We start from the raw sequence: 22881 nt of genomic DNA, 5'->3' as shown, positions 1-22881 counted from the left end.
TCATTTGTGCCCTGCTAGTTTTACGCTATAACAAAAAATGAGAAGCACCATGAGCAGTCGTACAGAACAGTGGAAACGCGAGTTGAGGGTCGGCGCTGTCGTTCGTCGATCTCCGGGCGTCACTCGCTGGGTAAAAGAAATCTGGAAGCCAGTTGCCGTTATACCAGGCGCACCTGATGCATTCTGGAAAGAACTGGTTCGCGAGGAAGATGTGGTCGATTACCACGCGGGCACCGTTACGATGGAGCTTTTTCGGGCAGACGTCGAAGGCTATCTGGTCTCTCTGAACATGGCCGTTCCATCCGTATGGATCATCATGGACAGAGATGTAACGAGCCAGTCGCCCTCCGGATGGGTCGTGAGCACTATCACCGCCAGCGCCCATGAAGCACTGGACGCTCTTGATAGTGGCGAAAGCATTGTTGAGGCGGTTCCCATTCCAGAATCAATGGCGGCCTGGATCAAGGAATTTATCGACATGCACTACATCGAGGAGCCGTTCAAGAAACGTCGCCGCGATGAAGTCCGCGTTGATGGCGCCGAGGATGCCAAGGGCGACCCGCGCATTCGCCAGGAAAGCGACGTTTACCGGGCCCCTGCGAACATCAAAAAGCCGAGAATTCAGTAATGGCCGAATCACGACTCCAGCGTTGGGCGCGCAAGAAAGCCGAAGCCGCCAAGCGCCCGGAACCATCCCCTCCTCCAGTTATCGAGACTGAACCAGCCCCGGAAGAGCAGGAACTTGCAATCAATGAAGCATTGCCGGAACACGAGCTGCTAGAGAAGTATGGCCTGCCCGACCCCGAAAACATCGAACTGGGTACGGACATCACCGGTTTCATGCGCAAGGAAATTCCGGAGTTCCTACGCCGGAAGGCTCTGAGGGGACTATGGAAATCCAACCCGGTACTGGCCGTTCTGGACGGTCTCAATGATTACGATGAGGACTACACACTGGCCTCGACGGCCGGGCAGACAGTGGCAACTTTATACAAGGTTGGAGAGGGGCTGGTCGACAAAGCCAAAAAAGCCGCGGACGTCGTGGACGATCAGTCGGAAAAGCAGGCAGTCTCATCAATGGCAGAGCCTGATTCCACAACTGCCGGGGAACCGGAACCTGATGACAGTCCCGAGCTGGAGGACATGGCCACCCCGACGGAACTTCCCGACCAACAGCTTGCCCAAACACAGGCCAGCCAACCGGACGAGGAGCCGGAACCGAGGTTCCGCCCACGCATGCGTTTTGACTATTAGCAGAATACGTTTCAGCTATTAGCAAATTGAAGGTCGGTCAGGCCACTATTCCAGATGTGTACTAAAATAGTGTGACAGACCGCAAATAATAATTAGAAGGAACATGAATTGAGCAATACTGCGGAAATCCAGTGCCCCCGTTCGATATCCGAAGAAGATCGTGCCAGGGCCCAGATCTATCAGCTGCTGGGCGTCCTGCTTGTCGACCCGCCCTCCAGCGACTTATTGAAGGGGCTGGCGTCACTACAGGGTGACGAGACACCCCTGGGTTCAGCCTGCAAAAACCTTGCAGCCCTCGCCGAACGTACCAACCCGTATGACGCCGAGCGAGAGTTCAACAACCTGTTTGTTGGCCTCGGTCGTGGAGAACTGCTTCCCTACGCCAGTTATTACCTCACCGGCTTTCTGAACGAGAAGCCCCTCGCGGAGCTGCGAACCGATCTCATGTCCCGCGGTATCAAATCCCGCAGCGATGTAAAGGAGCCGGAAGATCACATCGGCACCCTTTGCGAAATCATGGCCGGCATCATTACCGGCGAATTTCCCTGCGACAGCGGATTACCGTCGCAAAAAGCGTTTTTTGATGCCCATCTGGCAAAGTGGGCCGCCTTGTTTTTTACTGATTTGGAAGAAGCGCAAAGCGCCATCTTCTACGCGCCAGTAGGTTCGCTCGGTCGAGCCTTCATGACCGTGGAAGCCGATGCTTTTGCAATTCAGTAACCGGGATCTCAAGGTCCCATAAACCCAGGGGGAGGTGTCCAATGGACAACCCGAAGCGTGAAAACAGCCGTCGCCGTTTCTTGCAAATGGCTGCAGCCGCAGCTCCAGCTGCCGTTGCAATGACGGTTGCACCGAACGCCGCAGCCGAGGTCGTCAAAACAGACGTTCCGAAAAGCCGCGGTTTACGTGATACCGAACACACACGTAAGTATTTCGAATCGGCTCGCTTTTAACGGGGATTTGAGTTGATCGAGGTTGCGAAAGGCCCTTGAGAGACTCAGCTTTCCGAAAAAACGAGAATAATAAAGAGAGAGGTAAACGACATGTTAAGGAAGAAGACCAACGGGGTAGCGAAAGGCTCCCGTGCAGGCTCTTTGCTTTCTTCTCTCGCTGCCAAGACTCTGGACCGTCGTCAGTTCCTGACAACGTCTGGCGTGGCAGTGGGTGGTCTGGCGGCACTGTCGCTGACATCGGGACGGGTTGAAGCTGCGGCTCCGGCAACCGGTGGCGGAGAAGTGGTCGTCAAGAAATCGGTCTGTACGCACTGTTCGGTAGGCTGCACCGTCGAAGCCGAAGTTCAGAACGGCGTGTGGACCGGCCAGGAACCAGGCTGGGACAGCCCCTTCAATCTGGGTGCTCACTGCGCCAAAGGCGCTTCCGTACGGGAGCATGCCCATGGCGAGCGTCGTCTCAAGTCGCCCATGAAAATGGTCAACGGCCAGTGGCAGAAGATTTCCTGGGATACCGCCATCAACGAAATCGGCGACAAGATGCTCGAAATCCGTGAGCAAAGCGGTCCCGATTCGGTCTACTGGCTGGGCAGCGCAAAGTTCAACAACGAGCAGGCTTACCTGTTCCGTAAGTTTGCAGCCTACTGGGGCACCAACAACGTGGACCACCAGGCGCGTATCTGCCACTCCACGACCGTAGCCGGCGTAGCCAATACCTGGGGCTACGGCGCAATGACCAACTCCTACAACGACATCCACAAGTCCAAGGCGATTTTCATTATCGGGGGCAACCCCGCAGAAGCGCACCCGGTTTCGTTGCTGCATGTGTTAAAGGCGAAGGAAGAGAATAACGCCCCGCTGATCGTCTGCGACCCGCGTTTCACCCGGACAGCCGCCCATGCCGACGAGTTTGTGCGTTTCCGCCCGGGCTCCGACGTTGCCCTGGTGTGGGGTATTCTCTGGCACATCTTCGAAAACGGCTGGGAAGACAAAGAATTCATCCGTACCCGTGTGTACGGCATGGAAGACATTCGCGAGGAAGTGAAGCGCTGGAATCCCGAGGAAGTTGAGCGTGTAACCGGCGCACCCGGAGCACAGCTTGAGCGTGTGGCCCGCACTCTGGCCAACAACCGGCCCGGCACGGTTATCTGGTGTATGGGCGGTACCCAGCACACCAACGGTAACAACAACACCCGCGCCTACTGCGTGCTCCAGTTGGCCCTCGGCAACATGGGCGTCGCAGGTGGTGGCACCAACATCTTCCGTGGCCACGACAATGTTCAGGGCGCAACAGACCTGGGCGTACTCGCTGACACCCTGCCCGGCTACTACGGCCTCTCAGCAGGCTCCTGGGCTCACTGGGCTAGAGTCTGGGAAGAGGATCTGGACTACCTCAAAGGCCGCTTCGCCGTCTGGGATAAAGATGGCAAATCCCGGGCCATGATGAACGAGAAGGGCATTCCGGTTTCCCGCTGGATTGACGGTGTTCTGGAGGCCAAGGAAAACCTTGAGCAGCCGGACAACACCCGGGCCATGGTTCTTTGGGGGCACGCGCCCAACTCCCAGACCCGGATGACGGAAATGAAGGAAGCCATGGAAAAGCTCGACCTGCTGGTCGTAGTGGATCCCTTCCCGACCGTTTCTGCCGTTCTCCACGATCGGAAGGAAGGTGCCTACCTGCTGCCCACGACCACCCAGTTCGAGACCTACGGTTCGGTAACAGCCTCGAACCGCTCTCTGCAGTGGCGTGAAAAAGTGGTAGAGCCGCTGTTCGACTCCAAGGTCGATCACGAAATCATGAAGCTGTTTGCGGACAAGTTCGGATTCACCGATCAGATGTTCCGCAACATCGCCATTGATGGCGATGAGCCGTCGATTGAGGACATTACCCGCGAATTCAACCGCGGTATGTGGACCATCGGCTATACCGGCCAGTCGCCGGAGCGCCTCAAGAAGCACATGAAATATCAGCACCACTTCGACAAGACCACCCTGCGTGCGGTTGGTGGACCTTGCGATGGTGACTTCTACGGCCTGCCATGGCCGAGCTGGGGCACGCCGGAGATGAATCACCCGGGCACCGCCAATCTGTATGACATGTCGCTGCCGGTTTCTGAAGGCGGCCTGACGTTCCGCGCCCGTTTTGGTGTTGAACACAACGGCCAGAACATTCTGGCAGACGGTGTTTACTCCAAGAACTCGGAAATCAAGGATGGCTATCCCGAGTTCACCATGCAGATGCTGATGGACCTGGGCTGGGACGGTGACCTGACGGCGGAAGAGCGAGCCAGCATTGAAGCAGTGGCCGGCCCGTCAACCAACTGGAAGACAGACCTCTCCGGTGGTATCCAGCGCGTGGCTATCAAGCACGAGTGTGCGCCATTTGGTAACGCCAAGGCCCGAGCCATTGTCTGGAACTTCCCGGATCCGGTACCGCTGCATCGTGAACCGTTGTACACGAACCGTCGTGATCTCGTGGCAGACTACCCGACTTATGAAGACAAGACCTTCTGGCGGGTACCGACCCTGTACGAGTCAATCCAGAAGAATGACTTCAGCAAGGAGTTCCCGATCATTCTCACCTCCGGCCGCCTGGTCGAATACGAGGGTGGTGGTGACGAAACTCGCTCAAACCCCTGGCTGGCAGAACTGCAGCAGGATATGTTCATCGAGATCAACCCTCGTGACGCCAACAACCTGAATGTCCGCGACGGTAATGACGTCTGGGTGTCCGGTCCGGAAGGCGCAAAGATCAAGGTCAAGGCCATGGTCACCGAGCGTGTCGGAGAAGGCGTGGCGTTCATGCCGTTCCACTTCGGCGGTCATTACCAGGGCAAGGACCTTCGGGACAAGTATCCGAAGGGCGCTGACCCCATCGTTCTCGGTGAATCCACCAATACTGTTCAAACATACGGGTACGACTCGGTCACGCAGATGCAAGAGACCAAAGCCACCCTGTGTTCGATCATGCCGGCATAACAAGAGGTGTAGACCATGGCACTTGAAGGACAAGCAAGAGCAAAATTCCTTTGCGACGCCGAGCGCTGCATCGAATGCAATGCGTGCGTAACGGCCTGTAAAAACGAGCACGAAGTCCCCTGGGGCATCAATCGTCGCCGAGTGGTAACCATCGAAGATGGCAAGCCAGGAGAGCGTTCGATTTCGGTAGCTTGCATGCACTGTTCAGACGCGCCCTGTATGGCCGTCTGCCCGGTGGACTGCTTCTACCAGACGGAAGACGGTGTCGTGCTGCACTCCAAGGATCTGTGTATCGGTTGTGGCTATTGCTTCTACGCCTGCCCGTTCGGTGCGCCCCAGTTCCCGCAAGCGGGCAACTTTGGCAGCCGGGGCAAGATGGACAAATGCACCTTCTGTGCAGGTGGTCCGGAAGAAGATAACTCAACAGCCGAGTTCTCCAAGTACGGTCGCAACCGTATCGCTGAGGGCAAACTGCCGATCTGTGCGGAAATGTGCTCAACCAAAGCCCTGTTGGCCGGTGACGGCAACGAGGTGGCGGACATCTATCGCCAGCGTGTTGTGAACCGTGGTTTCGGTTCCGGCGCCTGGGGATGGGGCACAGCCTACGAGAAGAAGGGTGCATAAACTGGCCTGACTCATGCGGGGCCCTTCGGGGCCCCGACGTCGGTCAAGGCAACAATTTCTTCTTGTTCATTCCGTTGGAGTGCTCTAATGAAAACAAAACTTTTTAGTGCCGCCATTCTTGCGTTGGCGACACTGCTGTTCAACCCTGCCTGGGCACAAGAGGCCCCGACGGTTGATCGCACAGCAACCGGGGGAGCTCAAACCCTCGACGACATCATGCGCCGCCAGAAACAGCTGGAGATGGATGAGTCGTTTCGGTCTGAAAACCTCGGAAACCCTGCGAACGCTGCGCCCACCACTGCACCTCTCGGCACCAATGGCGGCCGCTCAGATGCCGACGTCTGGCGCTCTATCCGGTATAACGAGATCGATCCACGAATTCAGTCCCCGGGCCCTGCCAACCAGGTTATGATCCAGGACGAGGGCATGCCCTGGTACCAGCTGCGCGAAGGTCCGATCATCACTTACGGTGGGGGCGCAATCCTCGGCTTCCTTGCCTTGCTGGTCGTGTTCTATTTCGTTCGCGGCAAGATCATGATTGATGGCGGCCCTGCGGGCACAACTATTCAACGATTCAAAGCCATCGAGCGATTCGGACACTGGTTGCTGGCAGGCTCATTTATCGCGCTTGGCATCACAGGGCTGTTGACGCTCATGGGGCGAAGCTTCCTGATTCCAGTGATCGGCCACGACGCCTTTGCAACCCTTGCTGCCGGCTCCAAATGGGTCCATAACAACATAGCATGGTCTTTCATGTTGGGACTGGTGATGACCTTCGTAATGTGGGTTGCGCACAACATCCCCAACAAGCTGGACTGGCAGTGGCTTAAAGCGGGCGGAGGCATCTTTACCAAGGGGCATCCGTCGGCGAAGAAATTCAACGCTGGTCAGAAGATCATTTTCTGGACCGTGATGGTGTTGGGCGCCTCGGTCTCTCTTTCCGGGCTGTCGCTGTTGTTTCCATTCGAGATGCCGATGTTTGCCGATACCTTCGGCGTAATGAACAGTGTTCTGGGAACCAGCTTCCCGACCAATCTTACTCCCCACGAAGAGATGCAGTACGCCAACATCTGGCACTCGATAGTGGCGTTTGTGATGATGCTGGCGATCATTGCCCATATCTACATCGGTTCGGTTGGTATGGAAGGCGCGTTCGACGCTATGGGTAACGGCCAGGTCGACCTCGAATGGGCTCGTCAGCACCACGATCTGTGGGTCGCTGAGGTAGAAGCCAAACAAGACAAAGGAGGTTCGTCGTGAAGGTCATGATTTCCGCTTTTGTCGCAGCTCTACTGATTGCTGCGGCTGCACCGATGGTGCTGAATCAGTTCGGTTGGTCTGCTGCCGAACAGGGAAGCAGCGCAACGAGTGTGCGCCTTGACTGATCAATCCGGGGTGCATCAAATCGACGCCGTCGGTTTGGTGTGCCCTCTTCCCATTTTGCGTTTCAAAAAACGGACCCGGGGATTGCCGAGCGGGACACAGGTCGAATTCCTGGCCGATGACCCCAGCGGCCGTAAGGATATGCAGGCGCTTTGCGAGGTAACGGGGCACCGGATCGAATGGATTCGGGAAGAAGAGGCAGGCGTTCTCCGTTATCGTATCCGTTTGGCATAGGTGTAGAAGTCACTGCGCAGTTCATCGCTCAATACTTCATTGCGTGGCTTACTACGCACCACATTGACCGTCTGCAGGTGAGGCAGGCCTTACCCCGTTCTCTTGCGTAAACGCCTCGACAAATTCCTGGCCGCAGGAGAAATCGAGCTGATACGGAATCGTCCACTCCCAGGGCGTGGTGGATATCACGCCTTCGAGAATTGTGGCACCGACCGCCTGCGCGATACCCAGAGCAATGTTTGGCAAAATGATCTGGACTTTGTCTTTCAGGCCCATTTCATAGGCCACCTGAAGGGCACGAACCAGGTCATCGCCGTAAAGAACCAGCACCAGCACATCTGCATCGCTCGCTTCAGCGGCTTCCAGCGCTTTCCTGAAATCCCGGATGAGAGCCCGCGGGAAAGGCTGCGAGTATGCTGGCACCGCCATTTACACGACCGTAACACCGTTATTCTCCCTCCCCGCACCTTATTCTGGCTACACTATCGGAAAGCCGTACGGGGTCTCTTTCCATCCATGAACATACGCTGTTTTTTCCTATTACTCTGCTTTCTGCCCATGTGGACCAGTGGCGTTGCCGCCAAGCAGGTTACTGCTGCACTGGATGACCTGCTTCCTCCGGTGCAGACCCAGACCGAACAGCAGCCGCCCGTGGCTGCGGACGAAGCAAAAGACGAGAAAGAAGCCGACAACAAGGATGCATCGGAAGAAGAGAAGGAACCCGAACCCTCTCCGACCCCGGTAAAGCCGGAGATTGAGGCACTGGAAGAACCTCTGGAAAGCCAGCTGCCAACACCCGAGCACGAGGACATTCGCCAGCATATCGAGAAACTCGATGAAGCCCTCGCTGCTCGCCGCAAGGCACTGGGTACCAGCCAGGAGCGACTGGCCTTTGCAGAATCCCTGCTAAAGCGACTGGACAACGAATACGAGAGTTTCCAGCTCCGGCTGGAGCGGGCCGGACTGAATCTCACCGACGATTACGCCAATCTGCTGCGTCAACGGCTGGAACGTTTGCGCAGCCAGACCATTGCCGCCGGACTTACCCAGGGCATCACCGCACAGCTCTCTGCGGCTCGCGAAGAACAGCTGCGCCTGGAAGAGTTTGAAGCGGTGATCAATCCAGGCGACGACATCCGGGGCCAGCTGGAAGTCAGACGCTCGCAGCTGCTGCGAGAATTGCACGGGGTAGTCACCGAGCACATTGAGGTGCTGAACGACTATTACAACACCGTCGCGGAGCTGCAGGACCGCCTGGAAGCCTACAAGGAACTCTTACAACAACGCCTGTTCTGGTTACCCAGCACCGAGGCCATCGATCTGGCTACCTTCGGGAAGCTTTTCAAGGGCGTCAGCTGGCTGGCATCGAGCCTGGAATGGACCCCGTTACAGGGGGGCGTCCAAACCTCTCTGGATGAACACTGGCCTGAAATCACCCTGCTTGCAGCCCTGCTGATCTTCCTCTCTGCCCGACGAAGGCCAATCCGCCGGGCATTGGCCGAGTCCGGGGAAGACGTGGGTAACGTAGGCAAAGACCACTGGAACCTGACACTTTACGCCAGCCTTCTCAGCCTGTTGCGAGCCCTTCCCGCGGTAATCGCTCTGGGTATTGCTTCATTACTGCTCGATGAAGGCAACGAATTCCTGCATGCCTTGTCCCGAGGCTTCTCCAATGCCGCGTTTACCATGTTGCTGTTAAGGAGCGTCTATACCATTGCCTACCCGGGTGGTTTGGGAGAGCAGCATTTCCATTGGAATCCCAACACCCTGCAGGCTCTTCGCAAACAGATTCCGCTGCTGCTCTGGGTCCTGACGCCCATCGTCATCATCATGCCAGCCATGGCATTGCCCGAGGGATCGGCCTACAGCGACAGCCTGGGCCGCACCCTTTTCGCCATCGCGTCGCTGGCACTGGCCTGGTTTGCTCACAAGTTCATGTCTGCGGTGCGCCAGGATCAGCCAAGTCGAAGGGCACTAAAGGTACTGCATGTCGTCGCCGTTGCGGTACCTCCCATGCTGGCGGTCCTGTCGGCCTGGGGCTACCACTACAGTGCCGTTCGCCTTGAAGGCCTGCTGTTCATGAGCATCTGCTGGCTTGCCTTTGTCATCCTGTTGCATTATCTCGGGTTGCGGGGGCTGACCGTCCGGGAACGGCGCATGGCCCTGATACGGCGGCTCGAAGAGCGCGAGGCCGAGCGCAAGCTGGCTGAAGCCCGTGAAGCTGTGGAGTCCACGGGTGAGGCCATGCCGGCAAGCTACGAATCGCCCCGGCAGGATATGAGTGACATCAGCCAGCAGAGCGAAACCCTGCTTCGCACCCTGTCCCTGGTCGTGGCCGGCATCGGCCTCTGGATGCTGTGGGACGACGTATTCCCGGCCCTGGGCATCTTTGATGCCATCACGCTCTGGAGTATCGATACCGGCGTGGAAGGGGAAGCTCCGATGCCCATCAACCTGGGTGACCTGATGCTGGCGCTCGCAGTCGGAGCAGGCACCGTACTGGCGGCGCGCAACCTTCCGGGGGCTCTGGAGGTGATGTTCCTGAGCAGGCTACGCCTGGAACCGGGAGTCGGTTACGCCATCACCACCATGGCCACCTACATCATTGTCTTTATCGGCATCATCGCCCTGCTCGGGGTGCTGGGACTGCAGTGGTCGAAACTTCAATGGCTGGTGGCGGCCCTCGGTGTGGGGCTGGGCTTCGGCCTGCAGGAGATTGTGGCCAACTTCGTCTCCGGTCTGATACTGCTGTTCGAGCGACCAATCCGGGTCGGCGACACCGTCTCCATTGGCGGCATCACCGGCACCGTTTCCCGGATCCGTATCCGCGCTACCACCCTGGTGGACTGGGACCGCAAGGAACAGATCATACCTAACAAGACCTTTGTTACACAGGATCTGACCAACTGGACCCTTACCGACGCCATTACCCGGGTCATCGTCCGGGTGGGCGTGGCCTACGGTTCCGATGTGGACAAGGTCCAGGAACTGCTGTTCCAGATTGCCACCGACAACGAGCGAGTCGTGAACGATCCGGCACCGGCGGTGTTCTGTGTTGGCCTGGACGACAGCAGCGTGAACTTCGAGATCCGGGTGTTCGTGCGCGAAATCGGTGACATCATGCCCCTGTCCCACGAATTGCACGCCACCATTACCCGGTCGCTGCGTGAAGCCGGGATCGAGATTCCCTTCCCGCAACGGGACATTCACATCCGCACCGCGACGGCGTCATTCCCGGGCAGCACCACCCAAACGCCCGAGGATCAGGGGACTCGGCCGGAATGAGACTGGAGGGCAGCGGAAACGGAACTGAAGCGACGGATTGACGGCGGCAACCTGGGCGAGCTGGCATCCGAGTCCATTATGCTCAGCGCCGATCCGAACGAGTACGCTCGCATGCTTTACACCGCAATGCACTCGATGGACAAGGCGAACGTCGATCGGATCGTGATTGAGCTTCGGCCCCGGGAAAGCCAATGGCTGGCCATCATGGTTTTAACAAGAGGCGACGCGCAATCGTGACAGCGTTCGCCATCGCGGTTAAACACCATGTGCCGGCGCTGCCCGAACGTCCACCCCTCCCGTTTGAGCCGCTCTGCACGGTCGGACGGATTGGTGATGCCCTTTAACCGATAGGTGCGCTGAACCAAGGTCAGAATCGCCTCGGCCAATCTCGATGAAGGAGCGGTTTCTGGAAGACCCGGAGAACCAGATCAGAATGAGTCAGACCGACAGGATACTGCGTGATGGAAGTGGCCCCGATGAGTGGTTGCCGACTTCGGGTCAATGCGATTACATGGGCAGGTTCATGGCGGTGATGGAGCGTTACCGGCTCCATCACCGCGAGCCCCAATGGCGGGGCTGGCAAACCAAACGACAGCGCTGCTACACCCAGTTTCAGTAGACGTAGCCTGCCGTTCCTGAGCTAAGCGGCCTACCGCTTGTTGTCAGGGCCAATCAGGTCGGAAAGCCGCTCGCGCAGGCTGTCGATGTTGTCTTCACCGCTCTGCTTGAGTTCGTCCAGTTTTCTTCGGCCATCAGAAATTTTATTCTCAACCGAACGCAATGCATCGGACGTGCTCTGCTGAATATCTGCGCTCGCCTTCTCGTTCTCGGCTTCGGCTTCTTTGGCTTCGGCCTTGGCTTTCAGGGAATCGGCTTGCTTTTCCCATTCTTCCAGTTGGGTTTCGGCCTTTTTGATCAGTTCGTCTTTCAGTGACATAAATGCCTCCGTTGCTCGATTAGCGAGTGATTGCCCCATCCTCAAGAAATAAAAATGGAAACGCAACCCGGGCCCGACTGAATAGCTGCCTCAGTCCGATTGTGACGATTGATCCGAGCTGTCGGACTCAGAGCTGCCCTTGCACTCGGGCTGCAACTCCTCTTCAACCCAGCGTCGCACCTGGTGTCGATCCTTCCGGCGAACCAACTGCTCGCTGTGAATGTTCCGGGGAAAGATCTCGGGCCTTCCTTCATGACTCAGAGAAAAGCTCCGCCGTACACCCACCGGATACTTTGTGGGCCCGTGAATCACCGCGGCCCGGATTTCAACGCCGGTGATGTCCTCGAACAGGTAATCGCTTTCACTATCTTCACTGCGGCGACCGAGGATAATGCTCCTGAACGAGCCCAGTACCAGATACCCACCCGGCTGCAACGGCCCCTGCCGCAACACCTGGTGCACGTTGGCGTCGTCCGCCCCGACCCGGCGGTACTCTGTCACCGTCATGATTTTCTCTTCGCCCGCACGGGTGTACAGAACCACCTGCACACACTGCACGTGCACCGTTTCCTTGCCCATGTTCACCAGCAGACACAGCGCGTCCGGGTTTTCATTCTGGGCGTGGTGAATCACAAGGTAGGGCCGGTTATTCCGTTTGTACTGCAGGAAAAACAGCTGGAAATAAACAATCCAGACAATTGCCATGATGGCGCTGCTGACAGGAGCGATGTAATCCATCTGTCCATTCTCCTTCATCCATATCACTCATTACGCTAGCTCGCTTTACCTGATTTTTACACCCCGTTGACGGAGCCCGCCCGAAAACCCTGCGATCATTGCGGGCAACAGAATCCGATTCAGGAGTCGTTTATGGCAAACAGTAAAGCCATGCTGATACTCAGTGTTTTCGCGATGGCACTGACAGGTTGCAAGGTCACCGCCACAGACAGTTACCATCACCCGGACTCCGATGATTTCATTTCCGGCCTGTTTTTCGACGCCCGGGATACCGGTCGACACTTCCCCACGAGTTCCTGGTCGTTAACCAGTGCTACCGAAGCATGCCGGAACGAGTCTCTGTATTTCGAAACTGACAGCAGCCGGGTGAGGGTCTATGGTTCACCAGCCTACAGCGAGACTTCATTCCGGGCTGCAGCCTCGGAGCTTGAACGTCGAATCGACGGAGTCCTGAGTCGGTTTCAACTGCGCTGGCCCGATTTTGTCGAGGACCGCAGCGCGGCAGCGCCCTATCCACGGCAGGTAATCGGTTGTCTCAGCCCAAACGTGCCGAGCAGTGAGTTTGTATCAGCCTCAATGACGGCTGTGGCGTTCAACCCGTATTACGGGCAGTGGCCGTATGAGACCAGTCAGATCGTTAGCCACGAACTGGCCCATTTCGTCCAGGAAAACCTGTCCCGGTATGACAGCAGTTACACCTTGCTGCCCTACTGGTTCGCCGAGGGTCAGGCCGTTGTTGTGGCGGGCGAGCCAATTGCCCCGGCCTATCAGCACTTTGACTACGACCCTCTCCGGGACGTCACTACCGATGACGCTGCACGCACTCCGTACCGATTCGAGCACTACGGGCTGGCCTACCGCTACCTGGAAAAGGCCAATGGCGCCCTTGCGATGACGGTATTGCTGGAAATGGCGCAACTGCTGGACTGGGACGGCGGGTTCTATGGCGAGATCAGCACCGGAGAATCCCGGGCCTTTGTGGAAGCATTCAATTCGGCAAGTCTGGTAGACCACCGGAATAACTACCTGAGTTTCCAGAGGTTTCGGAGTGACTACCACGACCTTCTGAACAGCAGTTATTAGCCAAATACCGGCCTGAACTGGATTAAATCTGTCCAATCAGGGATAATTTCGACCGTTTTTCAACCAGTACTGTTGTCGTTGGGTAGTCTCTGGTCATGACCATTTACAGTGTTCTTCAATTAATTATTTTTTCTGTCCTGTTGTTTAACACCGTGCACCTGATGCCGGCCTTCGGCCGCCTGCTCAAGGGTGCAGAATCGGCTTTCCAGTCCGGGTATCTGTGCGCCATGCTCACCATGCGCCTGGCCCGCAACATTCTGGGCCTGATCCTGGTAACCGCCAGCACCGCGCCCAACCCGGAAATCCACGCTCTGGTGCCCAAGGGTATCCTGCTGTTCCTGATTCTGGCACTCATTAACGCCGCCCTGACCCAGTACATGGAACGAATCCGGGTGGAAGAAGGCGCCCGTTTCTAGGCGCCTCACTGTCAGGCGTAAAGCGATTCAATCACGTCGGTGTATTTCTCATAAATGTTGCTCCGGCGCACTTTCATGGTCGCCGTTACTTCGTCGTCGTCGTGGTCCAGCTCCTTGGTAAGCAGATGGAAGCGTTTGATCTGGGCCACCTGCGGTAACTGCTCATTGCCCTTGTTCACCTCTGCCTGGATCAGTTCGTTCACCCGCCCCTGCTCGGTCAGGCTACGGAAGGTGGTGTAAGCAATCCGCTCCTGCTCAGCCCATTTGGCCACCGTGTCGAAGTCGATCTGGATCAGCGCAGACACGTACTTTCTGGCCTCACCAATTACAATGCACTCCTTGATATAGGGACTGGCCTTGATGGTGTTCTCGATTTCCGTCGGTGACAGGTTCTTGCCGCCGGCAGTGATCATGATGTCTTTCAGCCGATCGACAATCTTGAGCTGACCATCCCGCCATTCGCCCACGTCGCCAGTATGCAGCCAACCGTCTTTCAGGGTTGACGTCGTGGCCTCGTCGTTCTTGTAATACCCCTTGAACATGCTGCCACCACGCATGATGATCTCGTTGTGCCCCCCAAGCGTTACCTCAACCCCGGACACAGCCACACCCACCGTCCCCAGCCGCACGTCATCAACCGGTTGCGCCGTGGCAACGCCAGTGCTTTCCGTCTGGCCATAGACTTCCACCAGCGGAATACCGATGGTCCGGAAGAACTCGAGAATGCCGGTGGATATCGGGGCCGCACCGGTGAGTGCAATGGTGCATCGGCGCAGGCCGATAAAGTTCTGCAATGCACGCAACACCAGCCAGTAGCTGAGGCTGTAGAGGCATTTTTCCTTCAGATTCCAGTCTGAACGTGGCTTTGTGGCCATTGGCGAACACACGCGGATCGCCCAGTTGAACAGGCCCTGCCGCAACCGCCCCGTCTCCTGAATCTTGATATAAATCGAAGAGTGCAGCTTCTCCCAGATCCTCGGCACACCCAGGAAAAAGGTCGGCGCAATTTCCCGCAAATCCTCCTGGATCGTCCGCAGACTCTCACCAAAGCTGACCGTGCTACCCACATATACCGGCGCAATATTGGTAAAAGCCTGTTCTGCTACATGGCAAAGCGGCAGGTAAGACAAGCTGGATCCGTGTTCGTCTGCCTGCAAAAGTTCAATCAGTCCCGGCGCCGCCGCATGCAGGTTCTGCCAGCTGATCATGGCGCCCTTGGGTCGACCGGTAGAGCCGGAGGTATAGATCATCAGGGCGGTGTCATCCATCTGCTGGGCATCCAGCAATTCATCCACCAGATCGGGGTGCTGCTTTTCAAATTCTCTGCCGCGGGCCTCGATGTCCTCGAACGCCGATGGCGGCTCCGGGTAATAACGCAGGCCCTTCATATCGATGGCGATGCAGTGCTTCAGTTTTGGCAGGTCGGGCCAGGCTTCCAGCACCTTGTCGGTCTGTTCCTGATCTTCGCAGATTACAAACTCAGCATCGCTGTGCTCCAGCACGTAGGCCACTTCGTTCCAGGGACTGGTGGGATAGACGCCGACACAGATGCCCCGCACCAGGCCGATGCCCATCTGGCCAATCACCCATTCCACCCGGTTTTCCGAGATGATGGCCATATGGCCGCCTGGCTCAAGCCCCATGGCCCGAAGTCCCAGCCCGAAATGCCGGGCCCGCTGGTAGTAATCCTGCCAGGAATAGGCCTGCCAGATACCGAAGTCTTTCTGGCGAAGGGCAAGGGCGTCCGGCCGCTCTCGGGCGTGGGCACGCAACATTTGGGTGAGAGTCAGCTCAGGTATGGAAGGGGTTGTCATGACAGCCACCGTTTACGGCGTTTGTAGTGCTTAATGTCGCGGTAACTGCGAGCTTCACCTTCCTTGCCGCCCACACCCAGATAGAATTCCTGCACATCTTCATTGGAGGTAAGCTTGTCCGCCGGACCGTCGATCACAATCTTGCCGTTCTCCATGATGTAGCCGTAGGACGCGATCGCCAGAGACACCGCCGCATTCTGTTCCACCAGGAGAATAGCGGTGCCCTGCTCCCTGTTGATCCTGGCCACAATGGTAAAGATCTCCTCCACCAACAGCGGGGCCAGGCCCAGGGACGGCTCATCCAGCATAATCAGGTCCGGCTGGGCTATCAGCGCCCGCCCCAATGCGAGCATCTGCTGCTCGCCGCCGGACAGGTAGCCAGCCAGCTGTTTACGTCGTTCCTTCAGGCGAGGAAAGTAGTTATAGACCAGCTCGTAGCTGTCACTCAGGGACGGCTTGTTGCCGCTGAGGGCATAGGTAGCCGCAATCAGGTTTTCTTCCACCGTCAGGTCTTCGAACACCCGCCGACCCTCCATGACATGGAAGAGCCCGTTGCGCACCAGTTTTTCAGGGGGTGTACCCTTTACATCCTGGCCCCGGAAACGAACTTCGCCGGCGGTAACCTCGCCGTCTTCCAGGGTCAGCAGTCCGGAGACACTTTTCAGGGTGGTGGATTTTCCGGCGCCGTTGGAACCCAGGAGGGCCACGATGGCGCCCTCCGGCACCCGCAGTGACAGGCCCCGAAGGACCTGCACTGACTTGTTATAGACCACCTCGATATTATCGATTTCCAGTAAGGCTTCCATACCGCCCCTCAGTCGAGGTGAATCCAGTCCGATACCGGCTCATAGCGGCCTTCTTCCGCATTTACCCGCCAGATACGGCCTACCGGGAAAGACATATCCCGCACGGTAACCGGAATACCGATAATCCCGCCGGTGTCCCAGTCCTCAATGGAAGCCAGGGCTTCCGCCATGTTATCCCCGTTCAGCTCTTTACCGGCATCCAGGGTGCGCTCGACCACTTCGGTCCAGACCATCGCATTGAACCAGGCCTGCATGTAGCCAGTGGGACGGTAGCCCGCTTCCGGGTCGCTCTTCTCGGCCTGGGCCCGGAGGGCATCCAGCATCGGTCCGCCTTCCTCGCTGTCGTAGTAGTTGTAGGGCATCACACCCATGTAGCCGTCGGCATCCGCCCCCATCTTGTCGATGATGAGCTTGTCGGAGGACCAGAAGGTTCCCATGAACTGAGTATCCAGACCCATCTGGCGCATTTGCACCATGAACTCGTTGATCGGTGACAGCACGTAGCCGTGGAACACCACGTAATCCGGGCGCACCCGACGCAGCTTCAGCACCTCGGCAGAAACGTCCACGCTACCGGGCTTGGTAACAATCTCTTCCACCACTTCGATACCCAGCTCGGCGGCACGGGCTTTGCCATTTTCGATCGGGTCCTTGCCAAACTCGGTATCGCTATAGACGAATGCCACGTTCGGCATGTCTCCGTCCTTCCCCTGGGAGGCGATGTACTCCAGGATGATCCCGAACATCTGGCTGTAGTTGGGCCCCGGAATGAACTGATACGGATAAGCTTCATTGTCCGTCAGCGCGGTGGCGAAAGAGGCACCGCTCATCAGTGTGTTGCCCTGGCTGTTGAGCTCCGAGGCTATGGCCTTCATGAATCCCGTGCTGTCGCCGTAATAGGTGGCTGGGGAACTGCTACCGGAAATCTTCTTGAAGGCCGCGACAGAACGGTCTACCTCATAGGCGGTGTCTTCCATGACATATTCCACCGGGTGGCCATTAATGCCGCCCTGGCTGTTGATCCAGCTTGTGTAGTCGGTCAGCCCCGCATGGATGTGAATACCGGCGAAAGCAAAGACACCGGAAAGCGGAATGGAGCCGCCAAAGACGATAGGTTCTTTATCCTGAGCCATGGTCGGCGCTGCAACGGTCAGTGCAGCGACCAGGCTACCCAGTCCGGCAAGCCGGCGACCTTTCTTGAGGATGTTTCTGAACATGTTTCTTCTCCTTGCTGCTTCTTGTTGTTGGTGCTGCATGGGCTCTTCATACCAGGCCCGTTGAAACACGATTAATTTCGGAACGGCCAAAGGCGGAAAAAACGGCGGATGCGGTGCCAGATCTCCGCCAGTCCATGAGGCTCAAAAATCAGAAAGCCCACGATCAGGGCGCCAAAAATGATTTCCAGCATCGGTGACATGAACACCGGGGCATTTGGATAGAACGGGGTCAGCGCAGCGGTCAGCAGCTTCAGGGCTTCCGGTACCAGGGTCATGAAGGCAGCACCGAGAATGCCACCCAGCAGGTTCCCCATGCCGCCGACAATCACGGCCGCCAGATAGAAAATGGACATGGAAAGCGGAAAACTCTCTGGCGTCACCACCCGATAGAAATAGGCAAACAGGCCGCCTGCAACCCCGGCATAGAAAGAACTGAGCGCAAACGACATGAGTTTGTAGCGCAGCAGGTTAATGCCCAGAATCTCCGCGGAAATATCCCGGTCACGGATGGCGATAAAAGCCCGGCCAATTCTCGTCCGGAACACATTCCTGGCCGCCATCACCATCAGAACCGCCAGCGGCACAATGATGAAATACATCATGAAGTCGCTTTGAAAGGCCAGCCCGAACAGGTGCGCCGGTTCCAGACTCAGGCCGCCCATACCACCCGTAACCGATTCCCACTCGGCGAAGATAAAGTGCAGGAACACGCTCGCCGCCAGGGTAGCAATGGCCAGATACAGGCCTTTGACGCGAAGCGAGGGCAGGCCTACCAGGATCCCGACGGCGGCGGCCATAAGGCCGGCCAGCACCAGAGTCACCGGGAATGGCAGTGCCGTATTTATCGACAGCCAGGCAACGGTGTAGGCACCGACCCCCATAAATCCGGCCTGCCCCAGGGAAATCAGGCCGGTAAAGCCGGTCAGGATGTTCAGGCCGGTGGTACTGATGACCGCAATGCCGACCAGGCACCCCAGGTACAGCAGATAGGAGTCCACAACAAAAGGGAAGACCAGCAAAATCAGCAGGAACAGCCCCAGCCACAGTTTCTGGGTCTGGCTGGTCCAGATTGCCTCATCGGCCTCGTAACTCTGTTTTGCGTCACCGATGCGCATCTTAAACTCGCTCTATTTCGTGGGTGCCGAACAGGCCGTAGGGGCGGATCACCAGGATTACTGCCAGCACCAGGAAGGTTGCCGGCATCCGGTATTCGCCGCCCAGATAGGCGCCCGCCACGGTTTCCAGCCAGCCGATAAACACCCCGGCCACCAGCGCTCCGAGAATGCTATCCAGACCGCCTACGATCACGACCACCAGCACACTGAGGCCGATGATTCCGAATTGCGGGCTCAGCCCGCCGGTAGCTGCAACCAGAACACCGGCCAATGATGCGGCAAGGGAACCAAACACCCACGCCATGTTGAAGACCCGGCGCACATTGATACCCATGGAGTAAGCCGCCGCCTGATCCGAGGCGGTTGCCCTGAGGGCAACGCCGCCCCGGGAGAACCGGAAATAAAGCAGGTAGATGACCAGCAGGACGGAACCAATGAGAAAGCCATAGGCGATTTTGGGCGCCAGATACAGTTCACCAATGAACACCGGCTCCCGGGGCAGGAAGTTGGGCAACAACTGCGGATCCGCCGTCCAGATAAACTCCACCAGGCCCACCAGGATGCTGGCGATCCCGATGGTCACCATAACCACGGAAATGGGCGACTCACCCAACATCGGCCGGATCATGGTCTTCTCAATCACACCACCGAGAATGCTGCCGCCGATAACGGCCAGCGGGAGGGCAATCCAGGGCGACATTTCCATGCCACCGGCAAACGCCAGAAACAGGTAGGCCGCGAACATCATGATCTCGCCAATGGCGAAATTGATCACTCTGGTCGCCTTGTAGATGATCACAAAGCCCAGGGCAATCAGCGCATACAAGCCACCCATGGCCAGCCCTGCCAGGCTGATTTCGCCGAAGAACAACCAATCCATCAGGCGGCCTCCCCCTCGGCATTGAGTTTCTTGCGCAGGCTCTCGATATCGCTGTTGCCAAGGTACGCCTTGATGACCTCGGGGTTATTCTGAACGTCCGATGGCAATCCCTCGGTGATCACCTGGCCAAAGTTCAGAACGGCAATGTGGTCTGAAATATCCATCACCATGCCCATATCGTGTTCCACCATCAGCACGGTGACGCCCCACTCTTCCCGAATGTCGAGAATAAACCGGGCCATATCCTCCTTTTCTTCCCGATTCATACCCGCCACCGGCTCATCCAGCATCAACACTTTTGGCTGCATGGCGAGCGCGCGGGCCAGTTCAACCCGTTTTTGCAGTCCGTAGGACAGGCTCGCCACCGGCTGCCGGCGGATGTGGTCTATTTCCAGGAAATCGATAATCCGCTCTTCCACCTCTTTGCGGACGGCCATTTCCTCACGCCGGGCCGGGCCGAAATAGGCCAGGGCACTGAGCAGACCGCTCTTCATGTGCACATGAGCGCCCAGCTTGATGTTATCGAGGACGGTCATACCCCGGAACAGGGCAATATTCTGGAAGGTTCGGGCCAGGCCAAGTGCGGCACGCTTCGGCGGCTTGATATTGCCCGCAAGGGCCTCCCCCTGATACCGGATGGTGCCCTGCTGAGGCTTGTAAAAACCGGAGATGCAGTTGAAGAGCGAGGTCTTGCCGGCGCCGTTCGGTCCGATAATCGTGGTTACGGTGTTCTCAGGCACCCGGAAACTGACGTCCTGCAGCGCTTTCACACCACCAAACGACAGAGAAAGGTTGCTGATTTCAAGGATGCTCACACTACCTCCCGGCACCCCTGGCGCCGGGTAAACAAGCACGTGAACACGCCCTGCAGATACCCATCTCACGCCCGAAGATGATTGTAATTTTTGTTTTTTCTTGTGGTCGGGGTTAGCCCCGATCCAGATTTAAAGTAGTCCATTCAGGCAACATTAGGCAAACCGCTCTATCCTGTTACCCGAACAGACAACAACAATCTGTACGCAGGTTTCTGATCTTCAGACCTGCCGTATCGGGAGGGCAATTCACCATGACAGACACACTGGTAACCACCGCATTTGATACCGAAACAGGGGTAGCCAGAGTAACCTTCAATCGCCCTGAGGCCCTGAACGCCATCAATGTACCCCTGGCAGAAGCATTCCTCGCGGCAGTTCAGGAAATCAATGATCTTTCCGGCGTTCGTTGTATCGTCCTGACAGGCGCGGGGCGAGCCTTCATGGCAGGTGGTGACGTATCCAGCATGGCCGGCACGTCCGAGCAGGCAGGGGCAGCCATCAGCGCGATACTGGACGCCGTCAATCCCGCCATACTGCTCCTGCGCAGCATAAATGCCCCGGTGATCGCCGCGGTCAGGGGCGTAGCCGCCGGCGCAGGACTGAGCCTCACACTGATGGCCGACCTGGTGGTCGCCCATGACGACAGCAAATTCCTGGTCGCCTACAACGGTATTGGCGCGGTTCCGGATTGTGGCGGCAGTTGGGCCCTGGCGCACAAACTCGGCGCTGGCCGGGCAGCAGAATTGATGCTGTTGGGGCGCACTCTCAGTGCCGCGGAAGCCAGGGACTGGGGCATCGTCAACGTTGTCGCCACGGACAGCGATTACGAGAGCCTGCTAAACCGCATCATCGAAAAAATCGCCAAGGGCCCAACCCGCGCCTATGGCGCCTATCGCCAACTGATTGATCGGGCCAACGGAAACCAACTGGCCGACCATCTGGAAGCAGAGCGCGCGGCGTTTCTTGAAATGACTCGCACAGAGGACTTTGCGGAAGGGGTATCAGCGTTTTTGGCTAAACGTCCGTCAGAGTTCCGAGGACGCTGAAGCGGGAACGAACTCGGCTCGGTTCCGGCCATTACGTTTGGCCTGGTAGAGTGCCTTATCCGCCGCCACCATGATGTCCTTGAAGCTGCCGAGGTCCGGGGCGAGGGTCACACCCCCGATACTGGCAGAAAGATGCAAAGGCAGGTCATTGATATTGCGACCACCCTCAACGATGGAATTCAGCAAACGACCAGTTACCGCTTCAACAGCTTCACGGTTGTTGTTACGCAGTACGGCGGCAAATTCCTCACCGCCAACACGCCCGATGATGTCTTCATCCCTTAGCTCAGCCGTCATCAGACTCGCTACGATCCCGAGAACCTCATCACCGACGGCATGGCCGTGGCGGTCGTTAATCTGTTTGAAATGATCCAGGTCGATCATCAGGACAGTAAGAAGGCTTCCCTCTTCCCTGGCCTTCTCAAGAGCCCGCTCACCCTCCCGGTAAAACGTGCGACGGTTAAACAACTGAGTGAGGTCATCGCGCTCCGCAAGGGCAAGCAGATTCTGCTCGGTTCGGGTAAACACCAGTAATGGCAACGCCATGGCGGTGGCATTCACCAGTAGCAAGTGGTTAATCAGGATCAGTTTCAACAACCCGGGAAGATCGAGATCGGAACCGCCGCTCACGGATAAGGCGATTATCAGCACCTGGGTCATCATCAGGATTCCGTGAACAGCAAAGAGGGTTTGCAGAATTCTTGATGGCAGTCGGGGTTTGCGTTCAAGCGAGCCCAAACGATAAATCGCCAGGCTGAAGACCAGTGCCGAAAATAACGCAGTCAGGAATCGTGCGATGATCGGATCCCACCCGGTACCAACAGCCAGGCCAAGCAAATAAAGCAGAGAGGCTCCATACAGAATCCTGGCCGATCGCCTGGTACCTGCCACTGGCAATCCCGCCAGTGCGTGTATCCCGGCGAGCAGCAACAAAGGGGAAAGGCCGAGCACCAGATGGGCGGTAAATACCATGGCCCCCGGGACCTCTGCCAGCTCACGGGCTACTGCCAGACCTGTCCCCATCACAAATGTCAGGCATGCTAGTGCCCAAAGCAGGAAACACTGTTCGCGCTGTCGAAGATGGTAAATCGCCCAGAGCATGCCCCCGATCAGGATGTTAACCATAACCGAAGTGACCAGCAGCGTTGGCAGGTGCATGTTCAGGTCCATAAAGGCAGGGCTTTCCATGATTCACAAGTGTATTTTTCAGCGTACCAGCTTAACTTCTGCGACTGCGCCCTAGCTGTGTATCGTTTGGTATGATAATTGTCACGCTTTGGTGCGACATCCATGAACTCACTGCGA

At 57.3% G+C, this 22881-nt stretch carries 25 protein-coding genes; 15 read left to right on the top strand and 10 right to left on the bottom strand.

Annotated features, from left to right (window positions below):
* Positions 1-49: 49 nt before the first annotated feature.
* The 9 genes from FMN52_RS17805 to FMN52_RS17770 all read left to right on the top strand — a co-directional run bounded on the left by FMN52_RS17805 (position 50) and on the right by FMN52_RS17770 (position 7424).
* Positions 50-628, top strand: a complete 579-nt coding sequence (locus FMN52_RS17805) for a DUF3305 domain-containing protein (protein ID WP_162851887.1) — start codon at positions 50-52, stop codon at positions 626-628.
* Positions 628-1254 carry a DUF3306 domain-containing protein gene (locus FMN52_RS17800; RefSeq protein WP_148609957.1) on the top strand — a complete coding sequence of 209 codons (627 nt, stop codon included), beginning with the start codon at positions 628-630 and terminating at the stop codon, positions 1252-1254. The genes FMN52_RS17805 and FMN52_RS17800 overlap by 1 nt, the downstream gene beginning before the upstream one ends.
* A 108-nt stretch (positions 1255-1362) precedes the next feature.
* The gene (locus FMN52_RS17795; protein WP_148609956.1) at positions 1363-1974 is read left to right on the top strand and encodes a molecular chaperone TorD family protein; all 612 of its coding nucleotides are present in this window, start codon (positions 1363-1365) and stop codon (positions 1972-1974) included.
* A gap of 41 nt (positions 1975-2015) precedes the next feature.
* Positions 2016-2207, top strand: coding sequence for a twin-arginine translocation signal domain-containing protein (locus tag FMN52_RS17790; RefSeq protein WP_148609955.1), 192 nt, complete (start codon positions 2016-2018; stop codon positions 2205-2207).
* Positions 2208-2297: 90 nt separating this feature from the next.
* Positions 2298-5183: a formate dehydrogenase subunit alpha gene (locus FMN52_RS17785; RefSeq protein WP_148609954.1), complete on the top strand. Its 2886-nt coding sequence runs from the start codon at positions 2298-2300 to the stop codon at positions 5181-5183.
* A gap of 15 nt (positions 5184-5198) precedes the next feature.
* On the top strand, positions 5199-5807 hold the full coding sequence (gene fdh3B, locus FMN52_RS17780; RefSeq protein ID WP_091997654.1) for a formate dehydrogenase FDH3 subunit beta: 609 nt from the start codon (positions 5199-5201) through the stop codon (positions 5805-5807).
* An 87-nt stretch (positions 5808-5894) separates the two neighbouring features.
* Positions 5895-7067 (top strand): formate dehydrogenase subunit gamma, encoded by a 1173-nt coding sequence (locus FMN52_RS17775; protein ID WP_148609953.1) that lies wholly within the window; start codon positions 5895-5897, stop codon positions 7065-7067.
* Positions 7064-7192 carry a hypothetical protein gene (locus FMN52_RS20120; protein WP_275898198.1) on the top strand — a complete coding sequence of 43 codons (129 nt, stop codon included), beginning with the start codon at positions 7064-7066 and terminating at the stop codon, positions 7190-7192. The genes FMN52_RS17775 and FMN52_RS20120 overlap by 4 nt, the downstream gene beginning before the upstream one ends.
* Positions 7176-7424: a sulfurtransferase TusA family protein gene (locus tag FMN52_RS17770; RefSeq protein ID WP_346341315.1), complete on the top strand. Its 249-nt coding sequence runs from the start codon at positions 7176-7178 to the stop codon at positions 7422-7424. The genes FMN52_RS20120 and FMN52_RS17770 overlap by 17 nt, the downstream gene beginning before the upstream one ends.
* A gap of 51 nt (positions 7425-7475) precedes the next feature.
* On the opposite strand, the gene FMN52_RS17765 is transcribed toward FMN52_RS17770, so the two are convergent.
* A complete protein-coding gene (locus FMN52_RS17765; RefSeq protein WP_240339528.1) occupies positions 7476-7853 on the bottom strand; it encodes an ABC transporter substrate-binding protein in 378 nt (125 codons plus the stop codon).
* A gap of 87 nt (positions 7854-7940) precedes the next feature.
* On the opposite strand from FMN52_RS17765, the gene FMN52_RS17760 reads away from it, so the two are divergent.
* The 3 genes from FMN52_RS17760 (at position 7941) to FMN52_RS17745 (ending at position 11328) form a co-directional block, all read left to right on the top strand.
* Positions 7941-10709, top strand: a complete 2769-nt coding sequence (locus FMN52_RS17760; protein ID WP_148609951.1) for a mechanosensitive ion channel domain-containing protein — start codon at positions 7941-7943, stop codon at positions 10707-10709.
* Positions 10710-10787: 78 nt separating this feature from the next.
* Positions 10788-10946 (top strand): Sua5 family C-terminal domain-containing protein, encoded by a 159-nt coding sequence (locus FMN52_RS20025; RefSeq protein ID WP_346341314.1) that lies wholly within the window; start codon positions 10788-10790, stop codon positions 10944-10946.
* A gap of 154 nt (positions 10947-11100) precedes the next feature.
* Positions 11101-11328, top strand: coding sequence for a hypothetical protein (locus FMN52_RS17745; protein WP_240339527.1), 228 nt, complete (start codon positions 11101-11103; stop codon positions 11326-11328).
* 30 nt (positions 11329-11358) lie between these two features.
* Here FMN52_RS17745 and FMN52_RS17740 read toward each other — a convergent pair whose 3' ends face one another.
* Positions 11359-11646, bottom strand: coding sequence for a hypothetical protein (locus FMN52_RS17740; RefSeq protein WP_148609950.1), 288 nt, complete (start codon positions 11644-11646; stop codon positions 11359-11361).
* A gap of 90 nt (positions 11647-11736) precedes the next feature.
* The gene (locus FMN52_RS17735; RefSeq protein WP_148609949.1) at positions 11737-12384 is read right to left on the bottom strand and encodes a hypothetical protein; all 648 of its coding nucleotides are present in this window, start codon (positions 12382-12384) and stop codon (positions 11737-11739) included.
* A 132-nt stretch (positions 12385-12516) separates the two neighbouring features.
* On the opposite strand from FMN52_RS17735, the gene FMN52_RS17730 reads away from it, so the two are divergent.
* Entirely contained in the window at positions 12517-13467 is a 951-nt protein-coding gene (locus tag FMN52_RS17730; protein WP_148609948.1) for a hypothetical protein, read from the top strand.
* Between the two features lie 95 nt (positions 13468-13562).
* Positions 13563-13883 carry a hypothetical protein gene (locus tag FMN52_RS17725; protein ID WP_148609947.1) on the top strand — a complete coding sequence of 107 codons (321 nt, stop codon included), beginning with the start codon at positions 13563-13565 and terminating at the stop codon, positions 13881-13883.
* A gap of 11 nt (positions 13884-13894) precedes the next feature.
* Here the strand turns inward: FMN52_RS17725 and FMN52_RS17720 are convergent, their stop codons facing one another.
* The 6 genes from FMN52_RS17720 to FMN52_RS17695 all read right to left on the bottom strand — a co-directional run bounded on the left by FMN52_RS17720 (position 13895) and on the right by FMN52_RS17695 (position 20530).
* Positions 13895-15697, bottom strand: coding sequence for an AMP-binding protein (locus FMN52_RS17720; RefSeq protein WP_148609946.1), 1803 nt, complete (start codon positions 15695-15697; stop codon positions 13895-13897).
* Positions 15694-16503, bottom strand: coding sequence for an ABC transporter ATP-binding protein (locus FMN52_RS17715; RefSeq protein ID WP_148609945.1), 810 nt, complete (start codon positions 16501-16503; stop codon positions 15694-15696). Before FMN52_RS17715 ends, FMN52_RS17720 begins: the two co-directional genes overlap by 4 nt.
* 8 nt (positions 16504-16511) lie before the next feature.
* A complete protein-coding gene (locus tag FMN52_RS17710; RefSeq protein WP_148609944.1) occupies positions 16512-17720 on the bottom strand; it encodes an ABC transporter substrate-binding protein in 1209 nt (402 codons plus the stop codon).
* Between the two features lie 71 nt (positions 17721-17791).
* Entirely contained in the window at positions 17792-18835 is a 1044-nt protein-coding gene (locus FMN52_RS17705) for a branched-chain amino acid ABC transporter permease (RefSeq protein WP_148609943.1), read from the bottom strand.
* 1 nt (position 18836) lies between these two features.
* Positions 18837-19715, bottom strand: a complete 879-nt coding sequence (locus FMN52_RS17700) for a branched-chain amino acid ABC transporter permease (protein WP_148609942.1) — start codon at positions 19713-19715, stop codon at positions 18837-18839.
* Positions 19715-20530, bottom strand: a complete 816-nt coding sequence (locus FMN52_RS17695; RefSeq protein ID WP_148609941.1) for an ABC transporter ATP-binding protein — start codon at positions 20528-20530, stop codon at positions 19715-19717. Before FMN52_RS17695 ends, FMN52_RS17700 begins: the two co-directional genes overlap by 1 nt.
* A gap of 251 nt (positions 20531-20781) precedes the next feature.
* On the opposite strand from FMN52_RS17695, the gene FMN52_RS17690 reads away from it, so the two are divergent.
* Positions 20782-21576 carry an enoyl-CoA hydratase-related protein gene (locus tag FMN52_RS17690; protein WP_148609940.1) on the top strand — a complete coding sequence of 265 codons (795 nt, stop codon included), beginning with the start codon at positions 20782-20784 and terminating at the stop codon, positions 21574-21576.
* Here FMN52_RS17690 and FMN52_RS17685 read toward each other — a convergent pair.
* Entirely contained in the window at positions 21556-22746 is a 1191-nt protein-coding gene (locus FMN52_RS17685; protein ID WP_148609939.1) for a GGDEF domain-containing protein, read from the bottom strand. The genes FMN52_RS17690 and FMN52_RS17685 overlap by 21 nt on opposite strands.
* Positions 22747-22881: the final 135 nt, after the last annotated feature.

This window comes from Marinobacter sp. BW6 (genome assembly GCF_008107725.1).
Taxonomy (GTDB): domain Bacteria; phylum Pseudomonadota; class Gammaproteobacteria; order Pseudomonadales; family Oleiphilaceae; genus Marinobacter.
The sequence above is the reverse complement of the archived record's forward strand: the minus strand, read 5'-3'. Positions and strand labels throughout refer to the sequence as shown.